This window comes from Bradyrhizobium sp. BR 10261, from assembly GCF_019455395.1.
Lineage (GTDB): Bacteria > Pseudomonadota > Alphaproteobacteria > Rhizobiales > Xanthobacteraceae > Bradyrhizobium > Bradyrhizobium manausense.
Genome location: NZ_JACOFQ010000001.1, coordinates 105,198 through 129,248 on the forward strand (window position 1 = coordinate 105,198; position 24,051 = coordinate 129,248).

General features: G+C 64.3%; 26 protein-coding genes. 12 read left to right on the forward strand and 14 right to left on the reverse strand.

Annotated features, from left to right (window positions below; all coding sequences use genetic code 11):
* The first annotated feature begins 13 nt into the window (after positions 1-13).
* Together HYH07_RS00550 and HYH07_RS00555 are read left to right on the forward strand one after the other, a co-directional pair.
* Positions 14-1,228, forward strand: coding sequence for an acyl-CoA dehydrogenase (locus HYH07_RS00550; RefSeq protein WP_057753629.1), 1,215 nt, complete (start codon positions 14-16; stop codon positions 1,226-1,228).
* A 163-nt stretch (positions 1,229-1,391) separates the two neighbouring features.
* Positions 1,392-2,309 (forward strand): MBL fold metallo-hydrolase, encoded by a 918-nt coding sequence (locus HYH07_RS00555; RefSeq protein WP_220000614.1) that lies wholly within the window; start codon positions 1,392-1,394, stop codon positions 2,307-2,309.
* 115 nt (positions 2,310-2,424) lie between these two features.
* On the opposite strand, the gene HYH07_RS00560 is transcribed toward HYH07_RS00555, so the two are convergent.
* Complete coding sequence (locus HYH07_RS00560; RefSeq protein WP_220000615.1) at positions 2,425-3,282, reverse strand: DUF1499 domain-containing protein; 858 nt, start codon at positions 3,280-3,282, stop codon at positions 2,425-2,427.
* Between the two features lie 204 nt (positions 3,283-3,486).
* Positions 3,487-5,115, reverse strand: a complete 1,629-nt coding sequence (locus HYH07_RS00565) for a fatty-acid--CoA ligase (protein WP_220000616.1) — start codon at positions 5,113-5,115, stop codon at positions 3,487-3,489.
* Positions 5,116-5,180: 65 nt separating this feature from the next.
* Here HYH07_RS00565 and HYH07_RS00570 point away from each other — a divergent pair, with 65 nt between their 5' ends.
* Positions 5,181-6,326, forward strand: a complete 1,146-nt coding sequence (locus HYH07_RS00570) for an extensin family protein (protein ID WP_220000617.1) — start codon at positions 5,181-5,183, stop codon at positions 6,324-6,326.
* Between the two features lie 41 nt (positions 6,327-6,367).
* Here the strand turns inward: HYH07_RS00570 and HYH07_RS00575 are convergent, their stop codons facing one another.
* Positions 6,368-7,051: a L,D-transpeptidase gene (locus HYH07_RS00575; RefSeq protein ID WP_057753617.1), complete on the reverse strand. Its 684-nt coding sequence runs from the start codon at positions 7,049-7,051 to the stop codon at positions 6,368-6,370.
* Positions 7,052-7,389: 338 nt separating this feature from the next.
* On the opposite strand from HYH07_RS00575, the gene HYH07_RS00580 reads away from it, so the two are divergent.
* Positions 7,390-8,367 (forward strand): magnesium transporter CorA family protein, encoded by a 978-nt coding sequence (locus HYH07_RS00580; protein WP_220000618.1) that lies wholly within the window; start codon positions 7,390-7,392, stop codon positions 8,365-8,367.
* A gap of 207 nt (positions 8,368-8,574) precedes the next feature.
* Complete coding sequence (locus tag HYH07_RS00585; protein WP_220000619.1) at positions 8,575-8,793, forward strand: hypothetical protein; 219 nt, start codon at positions 8,575-8,577, stop codon at positions 8,791-8,793.
* A gap of 178 nt (positions 8,794-8,971) precedes the next feature.
* Here HYH07_RS00585 and HYH07_RS00590 read toward each other — a convergent pair whose 3' ends face one another.
* The gene (locus tag HYH07_RS00590; RefSeq protein WP_220000620.1) at positions 8,972-9,724 is read right to left on the reverse strand and encodes an SDR family NAD(P)-dependent oxidoreductase; all 753 of its coding nucleotides are present in this window, start codon (positions 9,722-9,724) and stop codon (positions 8,972-8,974) included.
* Between the two features lie 38 nt (positions 9,725-9,762).
* A complete protein-coding gene (pdxH, locus tag HYH07_RS00595; RefSeq protein WP_220000621.1) occupies positions 9,763-10,404 on the reverse strand; it encodes a pyridoxamine 5'-phosphate oxidase in 642 nt (213 codons plus the stop codon).
* A gap of 155 nt (positions 10,405-10,559) precedes the next feature.
* Between pdxH and HYH07_RS36680 the strand changes: the two genes are divergently transcribed.
* Both HYH07_RS36680 and HYH07_RS00605 read left to right on the forward strand, forming a co-directional pair.
* Positions 10,560-10,925 carry an RT0821/Lpp0805 family surface protein gene (locus tag HYH07_RS36680; protein WP_312016616.1) on the forward strand — a complete coding sequence of 122 codons (366 nt, stop codon included), beginning with the start codon at positions 10,560-10,562 and terminating at the stop codon, positions 10,923-10,925.
* A 166-nt stretch (positions 10,926-11,091) separates the two neighbouring features.
* Complete coding sequence (locus HYH07_RS00605; RefSeq protein ID WP_220000623.1) at positions 11,092-12,051, forward strand: DnaJ C-terminal domain-containing protein; 960 nt, start codon at positions 11,092-11,094, stop codon at positions 12,049-12,051.
* Between the two features lie 438 nt (positions 12,052-12,489).
* Here the strand turns inward: HYH07_RS00605 and HYH07_RS00610 are convergent, their stop codons facing one another.
* Positions 12,490-13,263 (reverse strand): anti-sigma factor, encoded by a 774-nt coding sequence (locus HYH07_RS00610; RefSeq protein WP_220000624.1) that lies wholly within the window; start codon positions 13,261-13,263, stop codon positions 12,490-12,492.
* Between the two features lie 106 nt (positions 13,264-13,369).
* Complete coding sequence (locus HYH07_RS00615; protein WP_220000625.1) at positions 13,370-13,858, reverse strand: sigma-70 family RNA polymerase sigma factor; 489 nt, start codon at positions 13,856-13,858, stop codon at positions 13,370-13,372.
* 172 nt (positions 13,859-14,030) lie between these two features.
* On the opposite strand from HYH07_RS00615, the gene fabI reads away from it, so the two are divergent.
* The 4 genes from fabI (at position 14,031) to HYH07_RS00635 (ending at position 18,031) form a co-directional block, all read left to right on the forward strand.
* Positions 14,031-14,855 (forward strand): enoyl-ACP reductase FabI, encoded by an 825-nt coding sequence (fabI, locus tag HYH07_RS00620; protein WP_220000626.1) that lies wholly within the window; start codon positions 14,031-14,033, stop codon positions 14,853-14,855.
* Between the two features lie 12 nt (positions 14,856-14,867).
* Positions 14,868-15,467: a histidine phosphatase family protein gene (locus tag HYH07_RS00625; protein ID WP_220000627.1), complete on the forward strand. Its 600-nt coding sequence runs from the start codon at positions 14,868-14,870 to the stop codon at positions 15,465-15,467.
* 208 nt (positions 15,468-15,675) lie between these two features.
* On the forward strand, positions 15,676-16,764 hold the full coding sequence (aroC, locus tag HYH07_RS00630) for a chorismate synthase (RefSeq protein ID WP_220000628.1): 1,089 nt from the start codon (positions 15,676-15,678) through the stop codon (positions 16,762-16,764).
* Positions 16,765-16,840: 76 nt separating this feature from the next.
* A complete protein-coding gene (locus HYH07_RS00635; RefSeq protein WP_220000629.1) occupies positions 16,841-18,031 on the forward strand; it encodes an adenylate/guanylate cyclase domain-containing protein in 1,191 nt (396 codons plus the stop codon).
* 50 nt (positions 18,032-18,081) lie between these two features.
* Here the strand turns inward: HYH07_RS00635 and HYH07_RS00640 are convergent, their stop codons facing one another.
* From HYH07_RS00640 to leuC, 3 genes are read right to left on the reverse strand one after another with little or no spacing between them, the layout of a single operon-like run.
* Positions 18,082-19,395, reverse strand: coding sequence for a 2-hydroxycarboxylate transporter family protein (locus HYH07_RS00640; RefSeq protein WP_220000630.1), 1,314 nt, complete (start codon positions 19,393-19,395; stop codon positions 18,082-18,084).
* 44 nt (positions 19,396-19,439) lie between these two features.
* The gene (leuD, locus tag HYH07_RS00645; protein ID WP_220000631.1) at positions 19,440-20,042 is read right to left on the reverse strand and encodes a 3-isopropylmalate dehydratase small subunit; all 603 of its coding nucleotides are present in this window, start codon (positions 20,040-20,042) and stop codon (positions 19,440-19,442) included.
* Positions 20,039-21,463 carry a 3-isopropylmalate dehydratase large subunit gene (gene leuC, locus HYH07_RS00650; protein ID WP_220000632.1) on the reverse strand — a complete coding sequence of 475 codons (1,425 nt, stop codon included), beginning with the start codon at positions 21,461-21,463 and terminating at the stop codon, positions 20,039-20,041. The genes leuD and leuC overlap by 4 nt, the downstream gene beginning before the upstream one ends.
* Positions 21,464-21,576: 113 nt before the next feature.
* Between leuC and HYH07_RS00655 the strand changes: the two genes are divergently transcribed.
* Complete coding sequence (locus tag HYH07_RS00655) at positions 21,577-22,530, forward strand: LysR family transcriptional regulator (protein ID WP_220000633.1); 954 nt, start codon at positions 21,577-21,579, stop codon at positions 22,528-22,530.
* A 3-nt stretch (positions 22,531-22,533) separates the two neighbouring features.
* Here HYH07_RS00655 and clpS read toward each other — a convergent pair whose 3' ends face one another.
* From clpS to crcB (HYH07_RS00675), 4 genes are read right to left on the reverse strand one after another with little or no spacing between them, the layout of a single operon-like run.
* Positions 22,534-22,839 carry an ATP-dependent Clp protease adapter ClpS gene (gene clpS / locus HYH07_RS00660; RefSeq protein ID WP_220000634.1) on the reverse strand — a complete coding sequence of 102 codons (306 nt, stop codon included), beginning with the start codon at positions 22,837-22,839 and terminating at the stop codon, positions 22,534-22,536.
* Between the two features lie 44 nt (positions 22,840-22,883).
* Positions 22,884-23,225 (reverse strand): DUF190 domain-containing protein, encoded by a 342-nt coding sequence (locus tag HYH07_RS00665; protein ID WP_220000635.1) that lies wholly within the window; start codon positions 23,223-23,225, stop codon positions 22,884-22,886.
* A gap of 2 nt (positions 23,226-23,227) precedes the next feature.
* Positions 23,228-23,653: a fluoride efflux transporter CrcB gene (crcB, locus tag HYH07_RS00670; protein ID WP_220000636.1), complete on the reverse strand. Its 426-nt coding sequence runs from the start codon at positions 23,651-23,653 to the stop codon at positions 23,228-23,230.
* 6 nt (positions 23,654-23,659) lie between these two features.
* A complete protein-coding gene (gene crcB / locus HYH07_RS00675; protein ID WP_409363867.1) occupies positions 23,660-24,049 on the reverse strand; it encodes a fluoride efflux transporter CrcB in 390 nt (129 codons plus the stop codon).
* Positions 24,050-24,051: the final 2 nt, after the last annotated feature.

Genomic DNA, 24,051 nt, shown 5'->3' on the forward strand with positions numbered 1-24,051 from the left:
GAAAGGACGTTTCATGAGCGTGCGCCCTCAGACCAAGGACAAGCCGGCCGCGGCTTCCTTCCAATGGGACGATCCGTTCCTGCTCGACGAGCAGCTCACCGAAGACGAGCGCATGGTGCGCGACACGGCGCGCGCCTACGCCCAGGACAAGCTGCTGCCACGCGTCACCAAGGCCTATCTGGAAGAGAAGACCGATCGCGAGATCTTCAACGAGATGGGAGAGCTCGGCCTGATCGGCATCACGCTGCCCGAGGAGTATGGCTGCGCCAATGCGAGCTACGTGGCTTACGGCCTCGTCGCGCGCGAGATCGAGCGGGTCGATTCCGGCTATCGCTCGATGAACTCGGTGCAGTCGTCGCTGGTGATGTACCCGATCTACGCCTATGGCGACGAGAACCAGCGCAAGAAGTACCTGCCGAAGCTTGCCAGCGGCGAGTGGGTCGGCTGCTTCGGCCTGACCGAGCCTGACGCCGGCTCCGACCCGGCCGGCATGAAGACCCGCGCCGAGAAGGTCTCGGACGGCTATCGCCTGACCGGCAGCAAGATGTGGATCTCGAACGCGCCGATCGCCGATGTGTTCGTGATCTGGGCCAAGTCGGCCGAGCACGACAACCAGATCCGCGGCTTCGTGCTGGAGAAGGGCATGAAGGGCCTCTCGGCGCCGAAGATCGGCAGCAAGCTGAGCTTGCGCGCCTCCATCACCGGCGAGGTCGTGATGGACGGCGTCGTGGTTCCTGAAAGCGCGCTGCTGCCCAACGTCTCCGGCCTCAAGGGCCCGTTTGGCTGCCTCAACCGCGCCCGCTATGGCATCTCCTGGGGCGCGCTCGGCGCCGCCGAAGACTGCATGCATCGCGCCCGCCAATACACGCTCGACCGCAAGCAGTTCGGCAGGCCGCTCGCCGCGACCCAGCTGGTGCAGAAGAAGCTCGCCGACATGGAGACCGAGATCGCGCTCGGCCTGCAGGGTTCGCTTCGTGTCGGCCGTCTGATGGACGAGGGCAAGTTCGCGCCCGAGATGATCTCGATCATGAAGCGCAACAATTGCGGCAAGGCGCTCGACATCGCCCGCGTCGCGCGCGACATGCACGGCGGCAACGGCATCTCGGCCGAATTCCACGTGATGCGCCACGTCCATAACCTCGAGACGGTCAACACCTACGAGGGCACCCACGACGTCCACGCCCTGATCCTGGGCCGCGCCATCACGGGCATTCAGGCGTTTTTCTGAGCGCTACAAATTCCGTGGTGGTTGTCTTGCTCAACTGTCATCGCCCGCGCAGGCGGGCGATCCAGTATCCCAGAGACCCCACCTTCGCCACGGACGCCACGGCGTACTGGATACCCCGCCTTCGCGGGGTATGACGGCAGAGGGTGCGGCTACAGGAATTGCCATGTCCGACAATGACGACGTCCCGTTCAACCGCAACTTTCCGCTGAAGGCCGGCGTCGTCGAGGAAGTCCGCCCCGGCGTGCGGCGCGTGCTGTGTAACAATCCGAGTCCGTTCACCTTCACCGGCACCGTCAGCTACATCGTCGGCACGGGCAACGTCGCGATCATCGATCCCGGTCCTGATGATGAGGCCCATGCGGCCGCTCTGCTCGATGCCGTGCGCGGCGAGACGGTGAGCCACATCTTCGTCACCCACACCCACCGCGACCACTCGCCGAACACGGCGCGGATCAAGCAGGCGACCGGCGCGCCAGTTTATGCCGAGGGCCCGCATCGCGCCTCGCGGCCCCGCTTCGAGAGCGAGAAGCACAATCCGGAATCCGGATCGGATCGCGACTTCGTGCCCGATATCAGGATCGCCCATGGTGACGTCGTCGAAGGCGCCGGCTGGCGGCTCGAAGCCGTGGCGACGCCCGGCCACACCGCCAATCATCTCGCCTTTGCCTGGCCCGAGCGAAAATTCAACTTCGTCGGCGATCACGTGATGGGCTGGTCGACCTCGATCGTGGCGCCGCCCGATGGCTCCATGATCGACTATATGGAATCGCTAAATCGGCTCGCTGCGCGCGAGGAGGATCTGTATTTCTCCGGCCACGGCCCGGAGATCCCGGAGGGGCAACGCTTCGTGCGCTTCCTGATCCGTCACCGCAAGGCGCGTGAGGCCTCGATCCTGCACCGCCTCGCCAAGGGCGAGACCGATATCCCGTCCATGGTGCGCGCGATCTATATCGGCATCGATCCCAGGCTGACGACGGCCGCCGGCTATTCCGTGCTGGCGCATCTGGAAGACCTCGTCGCACGCGGCATCGTCGCGACGGACGGCGATCCCGTGATTGGCGGGACGTACCGGATGGCCTAGCTGTCATTCCGGGGCGATGCGAAGCATCGAGCCCGGAATCCATCGGGCTGCAGCGTTTTTGGAGGAATGGATTCCGGGTTCGCCGCTTTGCGGCGCCCCGGAATGACGGCGGGAGCTATTTCTTCACAGTCTTTGCCGGAGCCTTGGGTGGCGGCGCCACCGGGGTCTTCTTCGCCGGCTTCAGCGCATCGGCCTCGGCCGCGGTGTTGAGATCATCGATGAACTTCGTCACGCGCGCGGCGTTGCTGCCGAGATCGCTGTCGAAATAGCGCGAGGCTGAGCGGATATCGACGCGGGAATCGTCGCCGTCAGGCACGACCCTGATCGAGACATCCTCGCGAAAGCCCATGATCGGCGTGCGCGCCACCGCCTCGATGCGGCCCATGCGGCGCGGCGGCTGCGGCTCGCGTTCGTCGATGACGGTCCATTTGCGCTTGATGACGAGCTGGCGCGCGATCGCATAGGCGCGGTCGACGGGGATCTCGAGCTCGACCGGTTCGATCTCGGGATAGAACTGACGCTGCTGCTCAGCCGAATACAGCCCGGCATAGACGGCGGTGTTGGTGCCGTCGCCGGTGCGCAGGCGCGACAGCGCCTCGAAGCGCGGCGGGTCGATCGGGTCGGTCGTGACGTCGTAGATGTGAGGCAGCTTGCGGTAAAGCAGCGCCTGATAGGTCGGATAGGCGAGAATCGCTCCGTCGATCAGGAAGGCGAGCAGGATGCGCGCCATGCCGCGCGAGCCGTTCTGCCAGATCGCGGCAAAGCCAGCGAGGCCGAACAGGATGGACAGTCCAGCGATCGCGAGCCCGCCAAAAAAGGTGGCCAGCGCCGGTTTCATCTCCAGGAAGTCGAAGCGGACGATGATGACCGACACCACCACCGCCACCACCGCGAACACGGCCAGATTGCGCGCCCAGGTGGCGAGGCTGGACACGGGCTCCGTCTGATAGGGAGCGGAAAACCTGCGGGCCATCGGATGAGCTCAACGGGGGTTTTGGGGCGGTGCCGGCCGATTTGGCGCGACGATCAGCCGTTGAGACCACGGTCTGGCGGCAAATTCAAGGGAGTCCCGGTTGTTGCAGTCCGTCATTCCGGGGCGGCTCAAAGAGCCGAACCCGGAATCTCGAGATTCCGGTTCGATGCCTGCTGGCATCGCCCCGGAATGACGTGAGTGTCCCTACGCTGCCGCGTTCGGGAAGCGATAATCCTTGAACTGGTCGCGCAATGCGGTCTTCAGGATCTTGCCGGTCGCGGTATGCGGGATGCCCTCGACAAAGGCGACGTCGTCGGGCATCCACCATTTGGCGATCTTGCCGTCCATGAACTTCAGGATGTCCTCGCGCGTGGCCTGCTGGCCCTGCTTGAGCTGGACGATCAAGAGCGGGCGCTCGTCCCATTTCGGGTGGAAGACGCCGATCACGGCAGCTTCCGCCACGGCAGGGTGGCCGACCGCGAGGTTTTCGAGGTCGATCGAGGAGATCCACTCGCCACCGGACTTGATCACGTCCTTGGAGCGGTCGGTGATCCGCATATAGCCACCCTCGTCAATGGTCGCGACGTCGCCGGTGTCGAAGAAGCCCTCCTCATCGAGGATGTTGGTGTCGAGGCGGAAATAGGCCTTTGCGACCGCGGGGCCGGAGACCTTGAGGCGGCCAAAGGTCTTGCCGTCCCAGGGCAGCTCCTTGCCGGCATCGTCGGTGATCTTCATCTCGACCGCGAAGGGCGCATAGCCCTGCATCTGCAGGACGTCGAGCCGCGCCTCGCCGGTCGCATTCTGGTGCGGCGGCTTCAACGCAGCGACGGTGCCGATCGGGCTCATCTCGGTCATGCCCCAGGCGTGGCGCACGTTCGAGCCCATGTCGAGGAAGGCCTTGATCATCGAGCGCGGCATCGCCGAGCCGCCGCAGATCACCATCTTCAGATGCGGCAGCTTCAGATTATTGGCGGTCATGTGCTGGAGCAGCATCAGCCACACGGTGGGCACGCCGGCGGTGTGCGTCACCTTTTCGGTTGCGAGCAGTTCGTAGACCGAGGCGCCGTCGAGCTTGGCGCCGGGCATCACCAGCTTGGTGCCCTGCGAGGGCGCGGAGAAAGCGATGCCCCAACTGTTGGCATGGAACAGCGGAACCACCGGCAGCATTGTCTCGGAGGCGCTGGTGCCGAGCGCATCGACATTGTTGGCCATCAGCGCGTGCAGCACGTTGGAGCGATGCGAATACAGCACACCCTTCGGATCGCCCGTGGTGCCCGAGGTGTAGCACATCGCAGCTGCCGTGTTCTCGTCAAAGTCCTTCCATTTGAATTTGCCGTCGGCCTCGGCGATCCAGTCCTCGTAGGCCACGACATTCTTCAACGTGGTCTCGGGCATATGCGCCTTGTCGGTGAGGATGATGTACCGCTCGACACTCGGCAGCTTGTCGGCGAGCTTCTCGACGACCGGCACGAAGGTCAGGTCGACCATCACGATGCGGTCCTGCGCATGGTTGATGATCCAGGCGATCTGCTCGGGGAAAAGGCGGGGATTGACGGTATGGCAGATGGCGCCGATGCCCATGATGCCGTACCAGACTTCGAGATGGCGCCAAGTGTTCCAGGCGATCGTGGCGACGCGGTCGCCGAGCGTGATGCCGTCGCGCTCCAGCATCTGCGAGACCTTGAGCGCCCGCTGGTGGATTTCGGCGTAGGTGGTGCGATGGATCGGTCCTTCGACCGATCGCGTGACGACCTCCTGTTTGCCGTGAATCTTGGCGGCGTGTTCGATGATCCGGTGACAGAGCAGGGGCCAATCTTGCATCAAACCGAGCATTCAGACGTTCCTCCGAGAAATCGCTGGGCGTATTGCCGCTCTCAGCGCAGGGCCAAAGAATTGACATGAGTTTTAGCCTGCCGGACTTTCGCCGCAAATGGTCTTATCGCGGCAATATGTCCGCCGGCGCGGCAATGGTTACCGCTGCGCTTGGGCTAGCTATTGTGCTGCCTGAGCCCGTGGATGCCCGAAACTATGCTGCACCGCTCGATATCTTTGGTCTTGGTACGCCACGGAGGCACCGGAGCGTTCATGCGACCAAGATACCGCTACCAAAGCCTCGCCCCGAGGACGCTCCCAAAGGAACGGGCAAGCCAACCGACGAGGCTGCGCCGGAGGCTGACGACAAGGCTTCCCCGGACAAGCCCTCTCCAGACAAGCCAAACGGAAGCAAGCCGGCCGAGGCTGCGCCGCCCCCCGAGAAGCAACTCTCGGCGTGCCGGCTTGCGCTGACCGAGGAGATCGCGGTCGCGCCATCCATTCCCGACATCCACGGCCCCGGCGCCTGCGGCGGCGAAGACCTGGTGCGGCTGGAGGCCATCGTGCTGCCGGACAAGCGCAAGGTCGCGGTCAAACCGGCGGCGATTCTCCGCTGTACCATGGCGTCGGCGATTGCGGATTGGGTGCGCACCGACATGGCGCCGCTGGCTAACAGCCTCGCCTCGACCATCACTGATCTGGACAATTTCGACAGCTTCGAGTGTCGTGGCCGCAACCGCGTCGCCGGCGCGATGCTGTCCGAGCACGGCAAGGCCAACGCGCTCGACGTCCGTTCGCTCAAGCTCGCCAACGGGCAAACGATCGGCCTGACCGATCGTACCCTATCCCGCGACGTGCGCGAGCGCGTGCTGCATTCGGTTTGCGCGCGCTTCTCCACCGTGCTCGGCCCGGGCTCGGACTGGTATCACGAGGATCACATCCACCTCGATCTCGCGCAGCGCCGCAACGACTACCGCATTTGCCAGTGGAACGTGTGGGATCCCTTGCCGCAGATCGCGCCCCTGCTGCCGGCGGAGCGCCCCGCGGAGGCGCCGCCACGCGAGGTCGCCGCCAAGTCGGAAGCTGCCAAGTCGGAAGGCGCCAAGTCGGAAGGTGTCAAGTCGGAAGGTCCCAAGGAAGGGGCCGACGATCAGGAGAAGCCTGCCGCGCCGGCGGACAAGCCAGCAGCCAAGTCCGGCAAGAGCAAGCCGGCAACAAAAAAGCGCCGGTAAGACCGGCGCTTTTCAAAAGCCTTCAGATCACATGGAATCCGCTAATTGCTGCTCGGAAAACCGCCGCCGCCCTGCAGCGCGAGGCGCGAATTGTAGGGCGAGTCGCCATGCTTCGGCTCGAGCACCACGACGATGGTGCCGATCTTGACGCGGCTGTAGAGGTCGATTGCGTCCTCGTTGGTCAGGCGGATGCAACCCGAAGAGATCGAAGCGCCGATATATTCGGGCTGGTTGGTGCCGTGGATACGGAACAGCGTGTCCTTGCCGCCCGAGTACAGGTACATCGCGCGCGAGCCCATCGGATTGTCCGGACCGGGGGCGACGTAGGTCGGAACGCCCAGACGCGAGATCTCACCCGGCGTCGGGTGCCAAGCCGGCCATTCCGTCATGCTGCCAACCTTGGCGATGCCGGACCAGGCCATGGCCTCTTCGCCGACGGTGATGCCGTAGCGGATCGCCTTGCCGCCATCCATCACGTAGTAGAGGTAATGGTTGTCGGAATCGACCACGATCGAGCCCGGCGCCTCCTTGCGGTGGTAATCGACAATGGCACGACGGAACGGCTCTGCCACCGGCGTATTTTCGTACCGGATCTTGGCAAGGAGTTCCTTGTCCTTCGGCTTGAAATTCTGGGTGTTGGTGGCTTCGTAATGCGTGGCCTGCATGCAACCCGAGAGCATGAAGCCCGCAGCCAAAACGCCCAACATAACTTTCAGCGACGACATGGTTTGGTTCCAATCAAACAAATACCGCGCAGGTCCTTGAAGCGTAGCACCCAAGGCCTTCGACTCCGTTGAGTTCATTATCGTTGAAATCTGCCACAATTCCAGCTTTTAGGGGCTTATCCCGCGCTGCGAGACCCAACCTGTGGCTTTTTTGCCGCAAGTTTTCCGCGGATCGGCTGGCTTTTTGGCGCGAAAAGCACAGTTGTCGAGTCGCGCCACAGTTGGGCCGTGCGGCCGCCACAAATGCAAATGCTCCGTTAATGTGGTTGTCATCATGAACTTGTCAGAATCGCGCTAAGGGCAGTCATTCTGTCGCAGGCCCTCTGCTGGAGTTGTTCATGTTTTCTGTGTTCGTCCCCACCGACACCTCCTTGAAGAAGGCCGTCGTCAACGATCTCGGGGCGGTGCCCGATCACGCCGTGTGGGTCGACCTGGTCAATCCGACCGCAGCCGAGGACAAGGCCGTGGAACGGCTGCTGGGCATCGCGATCCCGACCCGCGAGGACATGCAGGAAATCGAGATCTCCAGCCGCCTCTATATCGAGAACGGCGCGCGCTACATGACCGCGACACTGATGTGTCATTCCGATACCGATATGCCCCGGACCACAGCGGTGACCTTCATCCTGGGCGACCACCGCCTGGTCACTGTGCGCTACGACCAGCCCAAGCCTTTCGCCCTGGTGGAGGCGAAGCTTGCCCGCACCTGCGCCCCTGCGATCACGGGCGAGATGGTGCTGATGGAACTGCTGGACGCCGTGATCGACCGCTGCGCAGACATTCTGGAACGCTGCGGCACGGAAATCGACCAGGTCAGCCACGACATCTTCGAGCCGGAAAGCGAGCGCCACGGCCACGCCAAGCAATATTCGCAGATCCTGATCTCGATCGGCCGCAAGGGCGACCTGACCTCCAAGGTCCGTGAGAGCCTGGTGTCGATCGGCCGCGTCGTCACCTTCCTGTCGGCGGTGGTGGAGGGCGTGAAATGGTCCAAGGACATGCGCGAGCAGCTCAAGACCATGCAGCGCGACGTCGCCTCGCTGACCGACCACGCCTCCTATCTCTCCAGCAAGATCACCTTCGTGCTCGACGCCATGCTCGGCGTCGTCAACCTCGAGCAGAACAACATCATCAAGCTGTTTTCGGTCATGGCCGTTGTCCTGATGCCGCCGACGCTGATCGCCTCGATCTACGGCATGAACTTCAAGGCGATGCCGGAACTCGAATGGGCGCACGGCTATCCGTATGCGCTGGTGCTGATGGTGATCGCGGCCGTCGTGCCGTACTGGATCTTCAAATGGAAGAAGTGGCTGTGATCCGGCTCGCGTTTTTCGAAATGGCTACCGAGACCTTACGCCGGTTGCCAAGCCAAGGCTGATGGTGTCGCAGAATAGAGCGTCATTGCGGCCGCGCTGTGATGTGTGTGCCGTGCCCCAATTCCTCCGGTAAAATTTGAGCGGTGGGCTGAACGTTTGCGCGAAACTTGTCTGCGATAAGCAGCGGGTTAGCCGCGAGGAAGAACCATGGTTGAAAAACACATAACGACGCTCCCCAACGTCATCGATCTGACGAGCTATCGTCAGGTGGTGGCGAGCGGCAAGGCGCCGTCGTTGTCGGTGCGCATGTGCCGACACTGTGGTGCTCCGCTGCTCGATGGTGAGAACGATGACGATTGCTCGACGGCATTCAACGCAGCCACACCGCGGCTGCGCGAACGGTCGCGTCGAATTCGCCTGGACTGAGGAGCGGAAGGAAGGGCGGGCGATCCAGTCTTGCGGCGGCGTTGTCTGGATCGCCTGGCTTGCCTAAGCGCAAAATTTCGTCATTGCGAGGAGCGAAGCGACGAAGCAGTCCAGACCGTCTCCGCGGAGGCAGTCTGGATTGCTTCGCTGCGCTCGCAATGAGAGGAGAGAGGATTACCTAGACGTGCTGGCCGCCGTTGATGTGGATCTCGGCGCCGTTGACGTAAGAACTGGTGTCCGTGCACAGCACGTAGACGATCTTGGCGACTTCGTCGGGCGTGCCGAGACGGTGCATCGGAATCTGCTGGTCGACGATCTTCTCGGTGCCCGGCGACAGGATCGAGGTGTCGATCTCGCCCGGCGCGATCGCGTTGACGCGCACGCCGATGCGGCCGAAGTCGGAGGCCATCTCGCGCGTCAGTGCGGCAAGCGCCGCCTTGGAGGTCGCGTACGCCGCGCCCGCGAAGGGATGCACGCGCGAGCCGGCGATCGAGGTGACGTTCACGACCGAGCCCTTGGCCGCCTTCAATTCCTCCATCAGGCCACGCGCGATCATGATCGGCGCGAAGAAATTGACGTTGAAGACGTGCGTCCAGGTGTCGAGATCGGTGTCGACCGAGCCGAGGCGGGAGCCGCCGGGCCCCTTGGGCGAGATCGCGGCGTTGTTGACGAGGGCATGCAGCATGCCGCCTTCGAGGCGGCTCCGGATTTCCGAGATCGCGCGTGCGGTGTCCTGGGGGTCGCCGAGGTCGACCTGGATGTGATCCTCAGGGCCCGCATCCCACGGGCAATCCTCGGGGAAGGCATGCCGCGAACAGGTGATGACGCGCCAGCCCGCCGAGGAGAAGCGGATCACGGTGGCGTGGCCGATGCCGCGGCTCGCTCCGGTCAGGAGCAGCGTGCGGCGCGGCGCATTGGACGAATGCGGCATGGACATCTTTCAGGTCGGGCCAATGGTTGAGGCAAAGCTCAAGGATACATCCGCGTCTTGGACCACGGCCGGCCGGCCGCGTCACGACGAAATTCGATGCGGTCGTGCAGGCGGAACGGACGGTCGTGCCAGAACTCGATGCGAACAGGAGTGATGCGCCAACCGCTCCAGCCGGGCGGACGCGGCACCTCGCCGATGACGTATTTGGCCGCGACCTTGGCTATGGCCTGCTCGAAGGCGAAGCGGCTCTCGAGCTCTTGCGACTGCTTGCTGGCCCAGGCGCCGATCTGCGCCTGCTTCGGTCGTGTTGCGAAATAGGCGTCGGCCTCGGCATCCGTCACCGGCGTCACGTTGCCGCGGATGCGGACCTGACGGCGGAGCGACTTCCAGTGAAAAAGTAAAGCCGCCTTAGGATTTGCGGCAAGTTCGCGGCCTTTCTGGCTGGCGATGTGGCTGTAGAAGACGAAGCCTCCGGTATCGAAGCCCTTCATCAGCACCATGCGCACGTCAGGCAGGCCATCGGGATCGACGGTTGCAAGCGCCATCGCGTTCGGATCGTTCGGCTCGCTCTTGATCGCCTCGTTCAACCAGGCCTCGAACAGCGCAAACGGCTCGTCGGCGGCGGTGAAATCACCGGATGTTAAGGGTGTCTGGTGTTTCATCGAGGTCGTGTCGGTCATGTCTGGAGTCCGAATTGCGTCCCGCGGCCCAAAGCGCGCTGTCATCTGCTACTGTCCTATATAGGGCATGGGGACGCGTTGGCCTATCGGCGATGCGGTCATCCAGCTTCGTCCTTACAACGATTCTGATCGGTCTCGGCGCCGCCGGCTGCAGCATGTCCCGCACCGACACCAACGCCTACGCCAAGGCTGACGACGGCGACCGCACGGGTTCGATCGCGCGGCCGGCCAAGGACTCCGCACCGACCGAGACCGACCTGGCCTTTGCCCGCAACGCCGCCTCCGACGTGCTCAGCATGGGTGACAAGGACGCCAGCCAGCACTGGGAGAATCCGGAAACCGGCGCGCGCGGCTCGGTAACGCCGATCGCGCAATCCTACGCCGCCGAGGACGGCCGCAAGTGCCGCGATTTCCTGGCGAGTTATGTCAACGGCACCACCGAAAGCTGGCTCCAGGGGGCCGGTTGCCAAAGCAGCCGTGGCCGTTGGGAGATTCATACGCTAAAGCCGTGGCGGAGCTGAGCATGATCCGGAGAAGTGGGAACCGGTTTTCCGATAAGATCATGCTCGAAACGTAGAGAGTCGGCTGGCCTGACTAGTTGCAAAAATGCCACGCCCTCCCCACATGGATGCCAGGTGGGGCGGGGAGCCCTTTGAACAATTGGATTCCGTGAAGGAGACGTGACGGATGCGCGACCCCTATGAGGTCTTGGGGGTGCCGCGGAGCGCCACCGCTGCCGCGATCAAAAGCGCCTATCGCAAGCTTGCCAAGAAGCACCATCCCGACAGCAACAAGAACGACCCGAAGGCTGCGGAGCGTTTTGCCGAGCTCAATTCGGCCAACGAGATCATCGGCGACGAGGACAAGCGCAAGCAGTTCGATCGCGGTGAGATCGACGCCGAGGGCAAGCCGCGCTTCCAGGGCTTTCCAGGCGGCGGTGGGCCTCGCGGCCGCGCCGGTCCCGGCGGGTTCGAGAGCTATTCGTTCCGTAGCGGCGGCGCAGGTCCGGGCGCCGGCGCGTTCGAGGACATTCTCAACAGCATGTTCGGCGGCGGCATGCGCGGCGCTCGCCCCGGGGCCGGCGGCGGAGCCCAGTTCGAATTCGACACGGGCGGGATCGGCCTCGATCTCGACGTCAATGTCGCCATGTCCGTCTCGTTGGAAGAAGCGGTCAAGGGCGGCGAGAAGCGCGTCCGGCTGCCGAACGGCAAGGAACTCAACGTCAAGATTCCGGCCGGCGTCATCGAGGGCCAGCAGATCCGTCTGCGAGGACAGGGCGAGACCGCGCAAGGCCATCCGCCCGGCGACCTCCTGATCACCATCAGCATCGCAGCCCATCCCTTCTTCAAGGTCGATGGTGCGGACCTGAGGATCGACCTGCCGGTCACGCTTTACGAGGCTGTGCTCGGGGCTAAGGTCCGGGTGCCCACGCTTGGCAATGCCGTGGAATTGTCGGTCCCGAAGAACACCTCCAGCGGCCGGACCTTCCGCCTCAAAGGCAAGGGCCTGCCTAAATCTGGTGGATCCGGGGATCTCTTCGTCACCATCAGGATTATGCTACCGGACGGGAACGACGCCGAGCTTGAAGCATTGATGGAAAAGTGGCGGGACCAGCACCCCTACAATCCACGTAGCGGGCTTGGCTGACGCATGATTCGGACCCGGAGGGCCGGAGTGTGAAGCGGTTTTCCCCCGCGACAAACGCGGAACGCGTTTGCGCGGAGATCATGCGCAAACAATAAGCTAAAGCGCGAGCTATCGCGCTTTAGGGTGGCGAGAGCTGAAGGGGTTTCTCCTAAAGGCCCAGGGCATCATCTCGGAGATGATGCTCATCATATGCCTGAGGCGTGGTAGCGCCTCATGTGTTGACGTATCGGCTGTCCGGCCGGGCAGCCGATAAAAAGGTGCGGCCTCGAGAGGGGGACCAGCGCGGTACCAAAAACCCCAATCGAGGCCGCCCGCGTCGATCGGCGGATCGAACGCTGCACATTTTCGCGTGAGCATCCGGTGCGATAATGAGACGCGCCCATGTCCTGATTCCAAATTTTCAATGACGGAATCTGGGCACGGCGTTTGCTCGGTTGTTTAGCCGCCGTTTTTCTCGGCCTGGTCGTACACGGCCTGCGCCACCTTGGTCAGGCGATCGCGGTCGGCGCCGCCGCCGCTGACGACGTAACCGACGCCGCGCTCGGCCCAGAACAGCGCCCCATCCTTGTCCGTCCTGGCATAGCGCATCTGCGTTGCGCCGGTCTCGGTCTTGGCAGTGTAGATCGTGTAGCGGTCGCCCGAGGCGCCCTCATACATCAGGAAGGACGCCGGCCCATTCGGCCCCGGCAGCAACCGTCCGCCGACCAGCTTCAGCCCGCTCGCCTCCAGATTGGGCGCGAACACGGTCCAGCCACAGCGCCGGGTCAGCCAGGCCTGGAGGTGGTCGCGTTCATTGCCGCCGACCTCGACGGGGTGGCGCACCTCGACGACATAGAGGCGGTGGGCGTCGAGCGCATCCGCCGTGAAGGCCTGGAAGGTCGAGGGCGCATTCGCGGCGCCATGCGCGACCCAGCCGGCCGTGCCGCCGGCGACGAAGGCAACCAGCGTGGCCGCGATGGCGCCATAGAGCCATTGCCGCGGACGGCGCTCCAGCCGCTCGAGCTCCAGCCGGGCTGGCACCGGCTCCTGGGCGACGCCGTCGTAACGGGCGTGCAGCATCTCGGCCATGGTCCGCCAGGACTGCACCCGTTCGGCATCCACGGGGTGGGCAGCAAGCCAGGCTTCGACGTCGGCGCGGCGTTCGGGTGGCAACTCGCCATCGACAAAGGCGTGCAATTCGTCTTCGGTCACTGGAATATTGTGGTCGTTCATATCGGTCGTCTCTGGCTCTGCGGCCCAAAATATCTGACGTGGTTCAACTGCGCGGTTTCTCTCTTCATGCAGGGGACGCAGCATCCGCGATGCATCAATCCTGCCCTCATTTCACCCGCCTGAGCGCCGGGCGCTCACCCACCAGCGACGCTTTGACGTGGGCGCGGGCCCGTGCCAGGCGCGACATCACGGTGCCGATCGGCACGCCCTGGATGTCCGCGACCTCGCGGTAGCTCATGCCCTCCAGCATCACCAGCAGCAGCACCGAGCGTTGCTCCTCGACCAATGTCGAAAGGGCTCGCTCGATGTCGCGTCCCTCCGCCTCCGTCCCGCTGGCATCCGGGTTGTTCTCCGTCAGCTGCATGAATTGCGGCCGCCTTGCCAGCGAGCGCCGCCGGTTCTTGTTGAGGTTGGTCAGGATCGTGTAGAGCCAGCTCCTGACGTCGCCTCCCAGAAACAATCGCTCCGAGCGCAGCGCACGCACCAGCGTGTCCTGCACCAGATCGTCGGCCGCATCCGCATCGCGCGTCAGCGCGCGGGCGTAGCGGCGCAACGCCGGGATCATGGCTTCTACATTCTGGCGAAACGCACTCATGCCGTCCTTGCTGTCCTGCCGTTCGGCGCGAGCGGCTCTTGCAATCATAACACCCGAACGGAACGGCTATTCCGGCGCCGGAAACAGCGTTAACGCCTCGGATTAGGACTGTACCACAGGGGAGGGCTGGTGTACCTCCAGACCTTGATCCAGTTCGACGGGACGTGAAGAAATGGCGCAGAATTCAGGTCTGATGCAAGGATTGATGCAAGGCAAGCGCGGGGTCATCCTCGGGGTTGCCAACAACCGCTCGATCGCCTGGGGCATCGCCAAGGCATGCCAGGCAGCCGGCGCCGAGATCGCGCTCACTTACCAGGGCGATGCGCTGAAGAAGCGGGTCGAGCCGCTCGCCGTCGAGCTTGGCGCGCTCATGCTTGGCCATTGCGACGTCACCGATGCCGCGACCATCGACGCGGTGTTCGATGTGCTGAAGGAGAAGTGGGGCAAGATCGACTTCGTCGTCCACGCCATCGCGTTCGCCGACAAGGACGAGCTCGAGGGCCGCTATGTCGATACCACCGCGGACAATTTCTCCAAGTCGATGCTGATCTCCTGCTACTCGCTGACCGCGATCGCGCAGCGTGCCGAGAAGCTGATGACCGACGGCGGCTCGATCATCACGCTGAGCTATTACGGCTCCGAGAAATGGATGCCGAACTACAACGTCATGGGCGTTGCGAAAGCGGCGCTGGAGGCGAGCGTGCGCTATCTGGCCGCCGATCTCGGCGTGAAGGCGATCCGCGTCAATGCGATCTCGGCAGGGCCGATCAAGACGCTGGCCTTCGCTGGCATCGCCGATTCGCGCCTGCTGCTGAAATACAACGAGATCAACGCGCCGCTGCGGCGCAACGTCACGATCGAGGAGGTCGGCGACAGCGCGGTGTATTTCCTCTCGGACATGTCGCGCGGCGTCACCGGCGAGGTGCATCATGTCGATTCCGGCTACAACGTGTTGGGGATGATGCGGCCTGAAGCCACGGATACGTCGAAGGACTGATCACCGCCCGCAATGCCCGTGCCCACGATCTATTATCTTCGCCACGGCGAGACCGAGTGGAATGCGCTCGGCAGGCTTCAGGGCACCAGGGACATTCCGCTAAATGGGCGCGGCCGCGACCAGGCGTTGCAGGCGGGCCTCATCCTCGCCGATCTCTTCAGGCGCGACGGCCGCGACAAGGCTGATCTGCCCTATGTGTCGAGCCCGCTCGGCCGCGCCCGCCAGACCATGGAGCTCGCGCGCGGCAGGCTCGAATTGCCGGTGACGGACTATGCGCTGGACGATCGCCTGCGCGAGATCGGTTACGGCGTCTGGGAAGGGTTGACGCTGGCCGAAAGCGAGGCGAGAGACCCCGAGATCTATGCCAGGCGCCTCGCCGACAAATGGACCGTGGCCCCTGCGGGCGCCGAGACCTATGCCGACGTGCAGGTCCGTGTCCGTGCCTGGTATGACGAGCTCAAGGCCGACATCGTTGCGGTCGCCCATGGCGGCACCTGCCGGGCCCTGATGGTCTTGCTCGGCCTGGAGACGCCGGCCAGCGCCGCCGATCTCTATATCGAGCAGGGCGCTGTCTACGTGTTCCGCGACGGCCGGCTGGAGAAGTATAGTTAAGCCGGGCTGTCGTCGCCCCGCCCTCCGCCGTCATGCCCGGGCTTGTCCCGAGCATCCACGTGCCCTCTTTCCCGCCGTAACCAAATACGTGGATGGCCGGGACGAGCCCGGCCATGACGAACTCGGCGGGTATTTGACCCCCCACCCAGATCGCGTTACGTCACGTTCAACAAAAACGTTGTCATCCAACGCTAGGCAGCAGCTCGGTATGTCCTTCAACACCTTCGGCCACATGTTCCGCGTCACCACCTTTGGCGAGAGCCATGGAGTGGCGATCGGCTGCGTGGTCGACGGCTGCCCGCCGATGATCCCGCTGACCGAGGCCGACATCCAGCGGGACCTCGATCGCCGGAAGCCGGGCCAGTCGCGCTTCACCACCCAGCGCCAGGAGCCGGACCAGGTGAAGATCCTGTCCGGCGTGATGGCGCATCCGGAGACCGGCGTGCAGGTGACCACGGGCACGCCGATCGGGCTCCTGATCGAGAACACCGATCAGCGCTCGAAGGACTATTCGGAGATCAAGGACAAGTTTCGCCCCGGCCATGCCGACTTCACCTACGAGGCGAAGTACGGCCTGCGCGACTATCGCGGCGGCGGCCGCTCCTCGGCGCGCGAGACCGCGATGCGCGTCGCCGCCGGTGCGATCGCGCGAAAGGTGCTGCCTGATGTGAAGGTGCGCGGCGCGCTGGTGCAGATGGGCCCGCACAAGATCGATCGCGCCAAGTGGGACTGGGACGAGATCGCCAGGAACCCGTTCTTCTGTCCCGACAAGGACAAGGCTGCGTTCTTCGAGACCTATCTCGACGGCATCCGCAAGAGCGGCTCCTCGATCGGCGCCGTGCTCGAGATCGTCGCCGAGGGCGTGCCGGCAGGCCTGGGCGCGCCGATCTACGCCAAGCTGGATTCCGATCTCGCCGGCGCGATGATGACCATCAACGCCGTGAAGGGCGTCGAGATCGGCGCCGGCTTTGGCGCCGCCGAGCTCACCGGCGAAGAGAACGCCGACGAGATGCGCACCGGCAATGACGGCACGCGTTTCCTGTCCAACCATGCCGGCGGCATTCTGGGCGGCATCTCCACCGGGCAGCCGATCGTGGTGCGGTTTGCGGTGAAGCCGACGTCCTCGATCCTGCAACCGCGCCTCACCGTGGATCGCCAGGGCGCCGACACCGAGATCATGACAAAGGGGCGCCACGACCCCTGCGTCGGCATCCGCGCCGTCCCCGTCGGCGAAGCCATGATGGCATGCGTACTGGCCGATCACTTCCTGCGCGACCGCGGGCAGGTGGGGCGCTGAGCTCCAAGCTCTTGTTCCGCGGTACCAGCCCACCGCGCAGCTTGACGATTCCACAACTTCGTCGGCTAATGCGGGCATGGAAAGCTCCGAGCTCCAGCGCATCATTAATTGGCTGATCGGCGGTGCCAGGTCGTCGCGCGGGTCGGCCGAGATGATCTCGGACGCCTGCGAGCAGCTGGTCGCGGCCGGCCTGCCGTTGTGGCGGTTCGGCGTCTTCATCCGCACGCTGCATCCCGAGATATTCGGCCGCAACTTCATCTGGCGGCAGGGCGAGGACGTCGAGATCGGCACCGTCGATTTCGAGATTCTCGCCACACCCGAATTCGCGCGAAGCCCGCTGCGCATCGTGTTCGAGGAAGGCCTGGAGGTGAGGGGCCGCATGGACGACCCCGACAGCAAGCGCTTCCCGTTCCTGGACGACATGCGTGCCGAGGGTGTCACCGACTACATCGCGACGCCGATGCGGTTTCTCGACGGCTCGATCCATGCCATCAGCTGGAGCACGCGACATCCCGGCGGCTTCAGCGATGAGGACATCGCGACGATCCGCTCCATCGTGGCGCCGCTCGCGCGCGTCAGCGAAATCGTCACGTTGCGCCGCACCGCTGCGACCCTGCTCGACACCTATGTGGGCAATCGCGCCGGCGAGCGTATCCTCGCCGGCCAGATCCGCCGCGGTCACAACGACACCATGCAGGCCGCGATCTGGCTGTCAGACCTGCGCGGCTTCACCGCGCTGTCGGACCGGCTGCCGGCCGAGACGGTGGTCGAGATCCTCAACCGCTATTTCGACTGCCAGGTCACCGCCATCCGGGGGCACGGCGGCGAGGTGTTGAAATTCATGGGCGATGGCCTGCTCGCGGTGTTCCCGATCGACGAATATGTCGGTGACGCCGCGCATGTCTGTTCGCGCGTCCTGGAAGCGGCGCGCGAAGCCCGCGCCAGCGTCGAGGCCTTGGCGCATCCGGTCGGCGATGTCGTCGAGCGCTTCCGCTTCGGCGTCGCGCTGCATGTCGGCAACATCCTCTATGGCAATATCGGCGGCGGCAACCGCCTCGACTTCACCTGCATCGGCCCGGCCATCAACCTGGCGGCGCGGCTGGAGAAGATCGCCGGCCGCCTCGGGCGGACCGTCTTGGTGTCCGAGGGCTTTGCCAAAGCCTGCCAGCACGATTGGCGCAATCTCGGCGAGTTTCCGATCGCAGGGTTCTCCAAGGCGCAGCGCGTGTACGGGCTCGCCGAGGAAACGCCGGTGGTGATGGCGTGAAGGCGGCGGCTGACGACGTTCTGGATCACCTTCCGCCGCTATAGCGCGTCTTAAGAAGCAACCTTCATCGCGAGCGTCGCGATCACGATCATGATGGCGCCGCCGACGCGGGTTGCGATCTGGGCGAAGGCCATCAGGCCCATGCGATCCGCGGCGCCGAGGATGGCGACGTCGCCGGTGCCGCCGAGGCCGGAATGACATGCGGTCACGATCGCCGCCTCGACCGGATACATGTTCAGCCATTTGCCGACGAAGAAACCGGAGGCGACCATCGCCAGCACCGTCGCGGTGCAGATCGCGATATAGCCGGGATTGAACGACGCCACCAGCTGCTGCCATGACACCAGCAGCGTGCCCATTGCCACCAGGATCGCGAAGGTGAGGTTGGTCGACATGAATTTGTTGATCTGGTAGGCGCCGAGCTCCATCTCTGCTGGAAGCAGCTTCGTCAGCTTGAGCGTAACAGCGGCGATGATCATCAGGATCGGACCGGGAATGCCGGTCGTCGGCGCGAGCACCATGCCGAGCACGAACAGCACGCAGGACAGCACGATGCCGGCACCCAGCAGGCCGAGATCGATCGGATGATCGGATGGCGCCGGGCCGAAGATGTCGTCATCGCCTGACTTCACCAGCATGCCCTGGCCATTCAGATCGCGCCGCTTCTCGGCGAGCCGCGCGAGCAGCCCTGCCGCGACGATGGCGACGACATTGCCGAGCAGCGCTGCCGGCACCATCTGCGCCACCAGCTCTGCTTGCGGCCGGTGCAGCATCTCGGAATAGGCAATGGACAGCGGCAGCACGCCTTCGGCGAGGCCGCCGCCGATAATCGGGATGATGACGAAGAAGAACGTCTCCTTGGGGCTGTGGCCGAACAGCAGGCCGACAGCGATGCCGATCGCGATCGCGCTGAGCGTGCCGACCAGCAGCGGTACGAACATGCGCAAGAAGCCCTGCACCAGCACGCGATGCGGCATGCCGAGGATCGAGCCGGCGACGAGGCAGGCGATGAAGAAATACTGGAAATTGGCGGTGCGGAACGTCGTCGCGATCGCCTTCAGCGCCGTTTCCGGCATCAGGCCGTAGGCGACCAGCGCCGCCGGCACGAACAGGCACATGATCGCCGTGCCGCCGATCCGCTTCAGAAGCGGGATGGTCTGGCCGAGCTTGCCGAGCAGGAAGCCGAGCAGCATCAGCACCGAGAGGCCGCCGATCACGTCATTCGGCAGCTTGCCGGAATAGACAGCGGCTGCGCAGACGAGCGCCGCCGGAACATAGACGGTGATCGGCAGCGGGCCGATTTTCAGCGCTGAGAGCACGGATCGTGGCGTCGTCTCCTCCAGCTTCATGGTGGTGTCGGTCAAGAAAGCCTCCCTTGTCGTTTTCATTTTTGCTTGTGGACGCGCGCTCAGAACCAGGGATTGTCCGCCCGGTGTCGCGCCTCGAAGGCACGGATGTCGTCGGCAAAGACGAGCGTCGAGCTGATCGCGTCGCGCCCCCTCAGGAACGCCTCTTTCCGCGCCGGCTCGATCGGGAACGGGATGGTGCTGCCGCTATCGATGCGGATGGTCTGCGGCTCGAGGTCGATGGTGAGGCGGTTGCTCGCGGGGCTCGCGACGATGCCGGCGAGGGTACCGACGATCGCGGCGTCGAGGCTGATCGTCAGCAGGCCGTTATTGGCGCAATTATCGCTGAAGATCCCGGCGAAACTCGTGCCGATCAGGGCGCGGATGCCGAGCTGCTGAAGCCCCCAGACCGCGTGCTCGCGGCTCGACCCGCAGCCGAAATTCGGGCCGACCACGAGAAAGCAGGCATCGCGATAGCCATCCCTGTTCAGCACGAAGTCGGGATTGGGCGCGCCCTTGGTGAAGCGCAGCAGGTTGAAGGCGCCTTCACCGAGCCCGCTGCGATCGACGCCCTTCAGGAACATTTTTGGCATGATCACGTCGGTGTCGATATTGGGCGTCATCATCGGCGCGGCGACGCCGGAGACCGAATGGAACGGCGTCATGGCAGATCTCCTTCGATCAGCTGGCGCACATCGGTGATGCGGCCGGTGACTGCGGCGGCCGCGACCATCGCGGGACTCATCAGATGCGTGCGCGCGCCGGGCCCCTGGCGGCCCTCGAAATTGCGGTTGGTCGAGGAGGCCGAGCGCTGGCCCGGTGCGAGGACGTCGTCGTTCATTGCAAGGCACATCGAGCAGCCCGATTGCCGCCACTCCACGCCTGCATTGATCAGGATCTGCGCGATCCCCTCCGCTTCTGCCTGCGCGCGAACCTGCGTCGAGCCGGGCACGACGATGGCGCGAACGCCCGATGCGACGTGGCGGCCTCTGAAGATAAGCGCCGCATCGCGCAGGTCTTCGATGCGCGAATTGGTGCAGGAGCCGATGAAGGCAAGGTCGATCGGCACCGACTGGATCGGTGTTCCCGGCGTCAGGCCCATATAGGCGAGGGCACGCGCAGCCGCTGTTTTGCGATCGGCGGCCGCGATGCCGTCGGGATCAGGGATGCGATCGGTCACGGCAATCGCTTGGTCCGGGCTGGTGCCCCAGGTCACCACAGGCGCGATATCGTCGGCATCGATCGTCATCTCGCGGTCGAAATGGGCATCGGTATCGGAGCGCAGCTGCAGCCACGCCTTGGCGGCGCGGTCCCACATCGCGCCCCTCGGCGCGCGCGGGCGCCCCCCGAGATAATCGAGCACTTTCTGATCGGGCGCGATGACCACGCCGCGGGCGCCGGCCTCGACGATCATGATCGACATCACGATGCGTCCCTCGACGCTCATCTCGCTCACCGCAGGGCCGGCGAATTCCACCGCATAGCCGGTGGCTCCATCGGCGCCGATGCGCCGGATGATCTCCATGACGATGTCCTTTGACGTGACGCCAAGCGCCGGACGCCCGGTCACGTTGACGCGCATCGTCTTCAGACGGCGATATCGCACGGTCGAGGTCGCCAGATAGTGCTCGATGTCGGAGGTGCCGATGCCGTAGCCGAGCGCGCCGAACGCACCGTAGGCGGTGGTGTGGCTGTCGCCGGCGGCGATCACCATGCCGGGCATGACGAGGCCCTGTTCGGGGGCGACGACATGCTCGATGCCCTGGCGCGGATCGAGAATGTCGAAATATTCGATGCCGAAATCGCGGGCGTTGTCGGCGAAATAGTCGACCTGCCGCGCAGCGTCGGCATCCGGCATCTGCCGGGTGCGACGGGCCGCGGTCGGATTGACGTGGTCGACCACCATCAGCGCCGCGGACGGATTCCACACCTTGCGCCCGGCGGCGCGCAGGCCCGCGAACGCCTGCGGACTGGTGTATTCGTTGAGCACGGTGCGGTCGACATAGAGCAGCACCAGTCCGTCATCGTCGAGGCGGCGGACCACATGCGCGTCGATCAGCTTGTCGTACAGCGTGCGCCCTGACATCGGACCTCCCGGTACAAATTTGACTTTGTTCGAGGGTGCAGGCGCGCCTTCTGGAAATCCAATGTCACCTCATGATATGATTATGCAGGATTTGCATAAGCAGGGCGGACGCCATGGAGATCAACTGGCTGCACGATTTCATCGCGGTGGCGTCGACCAGAAGCTTTTCGCGCGCCGCCGAGCAGCGCAATTCGTCGCAGCCGGCGCTGAGCCGCAGGATCAAGGCGCTGGAAGTGTGGGCGGGTGCCGCGCTGTTCGAGCGCACCACGCATGCCGTCAGTCTCACTGCCGCGGGCGATGCATTCCGCCTGACCGCCGAGGACATCATTCGCCGCCTGTCCACCGGCCGCCTCGAGGCCCAGGAGCTGGCGCGCGGCTCATCCGACGTGCTGAAATTCGCCTCGACCAACGCGCTGTCGCTGACGTACTTTCCGGACTGGCTTCGCGGAATCGAAACGACGCTGTCCTTTGTGCCGAACGTGCAGCTCGTCGCCAACCACATGGAGGCGTGCGAGCGCATGCTGCTGGCGGGCGAGGTGCATTTCCTGCTTTGCCATCATCATCCGTCCGTGGTCACTGCGCTGACGACGTCGCAATTCCGCTCGGCCCATGTCGGCGATGATCGCCTGATCCCGGCATCTGTACCGCTCTCCAGGTCGAGCAAGACGCCGCGCTTCAGGCTACCGGGAACGGCGGCAGCGCCAGTGCAATTCCTGAGCTATCGCTCCGAGTCAGGCATGGGCACGATCCTCGAGGCCGTCCGCTCGACTTCACCGCTCAAGGCGGAGCTGAAGCCGGCATTCACCTCGCATCTTGCAAAGCTGCTGGTCACCATGGTCCAGGCCGGCCGCGGCATGGCCTGGCTTCCGCAAAGCCTGATTGTGGATCAGCTCGCGTCCGGCGAGTTGGTGAAAGCCGGCGGACAGGAGTGGGAGATCCCGATCGAGATCAGGGTGTTCCGCCCGAGGTCGCGACTGACGCCGGCGGCGGAGACATTCTGGACCTGTGTTCAGGAGGGGCCGCCGGCGACAAGTTCGCGCAAGGCGCCTCGCGCGCGGCGCGGCTAGCTGTTATTCCTCCGGCTCGGTCGTGAACAGCAGCGGATAGCCCTTGGCGCGGCCGGCATCGGTGGCGCGGGTGGCCTTGGTCTCGGCGACGTCCTTGGTGAACACGGCGACGACGCAGGCGCCAAGCTTGTGCGCGGTGATCATGACCTTGTAGGCCTGATCCTCCGTCATGCGGAATTCGGCCTTGAGCACCATGGTGACGAATTCACGCGGCGTGTAGTCGTCGTTGATCAGGATGACCTTGTGCAGCTTCGGCCGCTCGACCTTGGTCCTCGTCCTGGTTTTCGGCGTGGTAACGGTGTCGATCATTCCGCCTCCCGACACGGCGGGCTGGGGTTCCTCAGCCGGAGCGATCAGCTCGCGGCCTTCGTACCATATTGCAGGACCTGCACCTTCTCCAAGGTGATCAGGCCGCTCGACATCATGCCATCCAGGATGGGCAGGAATGCGTTGATGTTGTCTTCGCTGTCGACGATCTCGATCAGCAGCGGCAGATCTTCCGAGAGCCGCAGGATTTTCGAGGTGTGCAGCCGGCTCGACTTGCCGAAGCCCATGGGACCGCGCAGCACGGTGGCGCCGGCAAGGTGCCGCTCGCGCGCTGTCATCACGATGGCTTCATAGAGCGGCTTGCCGTCGTAATGGTCGCTCTCGCCGATGAAGATCCGCAGCGAAACAGCCTGATTGGGGATTTGCATGGTCAACTCCTCGTCAAGCGGTTGTAGCGGCTCGCCATCATATGCCCTGCCCATACCGACACCAGCCAGCAGACGATGGATGCCACGACATAGGCGAAGGCGGTATATTTCATGCCGCCGTGGAACAGGCGAAAGGTCTCCAGGCTAAAGGTCGAGAAAGTGGTGTAGCCCCCGCAGAAGCCGGTCATGACGAACTGCCGGTGCTCCGGCCGCGCCAGCATGCGGCCGTCGGGCCCGGTCAGCGTCGCATAGAAGCCGATGATCAGCGAGCCCGTGGCGTTGATGAACAATGTGGCGAAGGGAAAACCCGGGCCGGTATCGAGCGCGAGCCCGACCAGATAGCGCGTCAGCCCGCCGACGATGCTGCCGGCGGAAACCCAGGCATAGAGGATTGCGGTACGCCAGCGGTCGGCGGAGGAGGGCTTCATTCGCCTCTATCCCCCAAATCCGTCAGCAAGGAGGAAGCCGCAGCTCACGGCTGCAAGGCACAGGCCGACGGAGAACACGACATTGCCGAGCGCGTGTGCCGGCTCGCCATTGCGGGCCAGAGTCAGCGTTTGCAGGCTGAACGAGGACACCGTGGTGTAGCAGCCGAGGAAGCCTGTCACCGCGAACAGCCACGGATCGGGCGTCGCGAACACCGAACCGGGATGGGTCGCCAGCGCGCCAAACATGCCGATCAGGAAGGCGCCGGTGACGTTGATGGTCATAGTGCCCCAGGGAAAGGTCTCGCCCAGCCGGCGCGCGATGACGCCGGAGACGAAATAGCGGGCGCAGCCGCCCAGCACGCTGCCGGCCACGATCGCGATCACTCCGCTCAGCACGA

Bases quoted from the DNA above. Each gene is read 5' to 3' on its own strand.
- HYH07_RS00625 (WP_220000627.1), top strand. From the start codon at position 14,868: ATGCCCGTGCCCACGATCTATTATCTTCGCCACGGCGAGACCGAGTGG.
- HYH07_RS00560 (WP_220000615.1), bottom strand. From the start codon at position 3,282: ATGGCCCGCAGGTTTTCCGCTCCCTATCAGACGGAGCCCGTGTCCAGC.
- HYH07_RS00605 (WP_220000623.1), top strand. From the start codon at position 11,092: ATGCGCGACCCCTATGAGGTCTTGGGGGTGCCGCGGAGCGCCACCGCT.
- HYH07_RS00585 (WP_220000619.1), top strand. From the start codon at position 8,575: ATGGTTGAAAAACACATAACGACGCTCCCCAACGTCATCGATCTGACG.
- leuD (WP_220000631.1), bottom strand. From the start codon at position 20,042: ATGACGCCGTTCCATTCGGTCTCCGGCGTCGCCGCGCCGATGATGACG.
- HYH07_RS00575 (WP_057753617.1), bottom strand. From the start codon at position 7,051: ATGTCGTCGCTGAAAGTTATGTTGGGCGTTTTGGCTGCGGGCTTCATG.
- HYH07_RS00570 (WP_220000617.1), top strand. From the start codon at position 5,181: ATGAGTTTTAGCCTGCCGGACTTTCGCCGCAAATGGTCTTATCGCGGC.
- aroC (WP_220000628.1), top strand. From the start codon at position 15,676: ATGTCCTTCAACACCTTCGGCCACATGTTCCGCGTCACCACCTTTGGC.
- HYH07_RS00655 (WP_220000633.1), top strand. From the start codon at position 21,577: ATGGAGATCAACTGGCTGCACGATTTCATCGCGGTGGCGTCGACCAGA.
- clpS (WP_220000634.1), bottom strand. From the start codon at position 22,839: ATGATCGACACCGTTACCACGCCGAAAACCAGGACGAGGACCAAGGTC.
- HYH07_RS00565 (WP_220000616.1), bottom strand. From the start codon at position 5,115: ATGCTCGGTTTGATGCAAGATTGGCCCCTGCTCTGTCACCGGATCATC.
- HYH07_RS00635 (WP_220000629.1), top strand. From the start codon at position 16,841: ATGGAAAGCTCCGAGCTCCAGCGCATCATTAATTGGCTGATCGGCGGT.
- HYH07_RS00550 (WP_057753629.1), top strand. From the start codon at position 14: ATGAGCGTGCGCCCTCAGACCAAGGACAAGCCGGCCGCGGCTTCCTTC.
- fabI (WP_220000626.1), top strand. From the start codon at position 14,031: ATGGCGCAGAATTCAGGTCTGATGCAAGGATTGATGCAAGGCAAGCGC.
- HYH07_RS36680 (WP_312016616.1), top strand. From the start codon at position 10,560: ATGTCCCGCACCGACACCAACGCCTACGCCAAGGCTGACGACGGCGAC.
- pdxH (WP_220000621.1), bottom strand. From the start codon at position 10,404: ATGACCGACACGACCTCGATGAAACACCAGACACCCTTAACATCCGGT.
- crcB (WP_220000636.1), bottom strand. From the start codon at position 23,653: ATGAAGCCCTCCTCCGCCGACCGCTGGCGTACCGCAATCCTCTATGCC.
- HYH07_RS00555 (WP_220000614.1), top strand. From the start codon at position 1,392: ATGTCCGACAATGACGACGTCCCGTTCAACCGCAACTTTCCGCTGAAG.
- HYH07_RS00580 (WP_220000618.1), top strand. From the start codon at position 7,390: ATGTTTTCTGTGTTCGTCCCCACCGACACCTCCTTGAAGAAGGCCGTC.
- HYH07_RS00610 (WP_220000624.1), bottom strand. From the start codon at position 13,263: ATGAACGACCACAATATTCCAGTGACCGAAGACGAATTGCACGCCTTT.
- HYH07_RS00590 (WP_220000620.1), bottom strand. From the start codon at position 9,724: ATGCCGCATTCGTCCAATGCGCCGCGCCGCACGCTGCTCCTGACCGGA.
- HYH07_RS00665 (WP_220000635.1), bottom strand. From the start codon at position 23,225: ATGCAAATCCCCAATCAGGCTGTTTCGCTGCGGATCTTCATCGGCGAG.
- leuC (WP_220000632.1), bottom strand. From the start codon at position 21,463: ATGTCAGGGCGCACGCTGTACGACAAGCTGATCGACGCGCATGTGGTC.
- HYH07_RS00615 (WP_220000625.1), bottom strand. From the start codon at position 13,858: ATGAGTGCGTTTCGCCAGAATGTAGAAGCCATGATCCCGGCGTTGCGC.